Annotated in this window: 1 protein-coding gene; it reads left to right on the top strand. The window is 77.6% G+C overall.

Translation table 11 applies throughout. From position 1 onward, the window contains the following. Positions 1-60: 60 nt before the first annotated feature. A partial coding sequence (locus ABZ641_RS37280) for a toxin glutamine deamidase domain-containing protein (RefSeq protein WP_359989015.1) occupies positions 61-1,415 on the top strand: 1,355 nt, incomplete at its 3' end.

The raw sequence follows: 1,415 nt of genomic DNA, 5'->3' as shown, positions 1-1,415 counted from the left end.
GCGGGCGCGCCGGGCGCCGGGACGCCGTCCGGCGGTACCCCGCCGCGGCAGGGTGGCCCCGTGCCCCGTACGGGCACCGGTGGTGACGGGCCGTCGACCGCCCGTCCGGCGACCGTCCCCGGTCAGTCCACGGGCCGCCCGGAGCACGGCGACCGTCCGAACGGCCTCGGCCCCCGGCCAGGTGCGGACCGCCCCGGCGCGGACCGTCCGTCCGCCACCCCGCGGCCCGACGCCGACCGCCCCTCGCGCCCGGATCCCCGGACGGCAGACCCCCGGACGGCAGACCCCCGCAGTGCGGACCCGCGCGACCCGGGTCCGCGGCCTTCCACCGACCGCCCGACCGGTGCCGCGCCGCGCCCGGACACCGACCGTCCGGACCACGGCAGGCCGGAGGACCACGGCAAGGGCTCCGAGCAGCCCGAGCCCGAGGACCACGGCAAGCCCGAGGACGGCAAGCCCGAGGACGGCAAGTCCGAGACCGGCAAGCCCGAGGACCACACCGGGGCCGACCAGCAGCACGACCGCGACCCGGCACAGGACGCGGACTCCCGTGCCGACCAGGACTCCCATGCCGACCAGGACGGCCGTCCCGATGCGGACACGCCGCCGCACGAGCGCCCGCTCTCCGACAGCCGTCCGTACGACACCCCCGGCGGCCTGGCCCGGGTCGAGGAGCACCACCAGCAGGAGCTGGAGCGGCGCATCCCGCGGAACCCGGACGGCACCCCGCAGCGCCACCCCGACCCGTACGGGGACTGGCCGGGAGCGGTGAACGGCGACGGGCACCGCGAGCCCGGCCGCGACAACAACTGCCTGGACGTGGCGCTCTCCAGCGCCGACACGTACAGCGGCAACCCGACGGCCGCGGCGGCCCGCACCGACGACGGCAGCCCGGACGGCGAGCGGGGCGGCCGGGACCGCGCAGAGCGCCAACTCGGTGCGCCCTTCCGGGACCTGGGCAACGGCGACCGGGCGTTCCACCGCCTGGAGGACACCCTCCGGCAGTCCGGGCACGGCTCCCAGGCGGTGATCGTCACCCAGGACGCGCACGGTCGCGCCCACGCCTGGAACGTGGTCAACCACAACGGCAAGATCGTCTACCTCGACAACCAGACCGGCGCCCGCAGCGACAAGCCGCTCCACAACGGCGACCACGGCGTCTTCGCCATCCCGCTGGACTCCGACCGCCGCCCGATCCCGTCCGACCACCACGGAGACGGCGCCGACCACCGTTCCGGCGCGGCCGACCGCCCGGACCACACCAAGGATCCGTCCAAGGACCGGGACAGGGACCGCGACACCGGCGACGCCCGCAAGAACCCCGGTGACCCCGCCGACCGCCCCGGCGACTCCGACCGCCGTCCCGCCGACCCCGCCGACCGCCCCGGCGACTCCGACCGCCGTCCCGCCGACCC

This window comes from Kitasatospora sp. NPDC007106, assembly GCF_040634455.1.
GTDB classification, from domain to species: domain Bacteria; phylum Actinomycetota; class Actinomycetes; order Streptomycetales; family Streptomycetaceae; genus Kitasatospora; species Kitasatospora arboriphila.
Note: the sequence above shows the minus strand (reverse complement) of the source record. Positions and strands in the feature narration are given on the sequence as shown.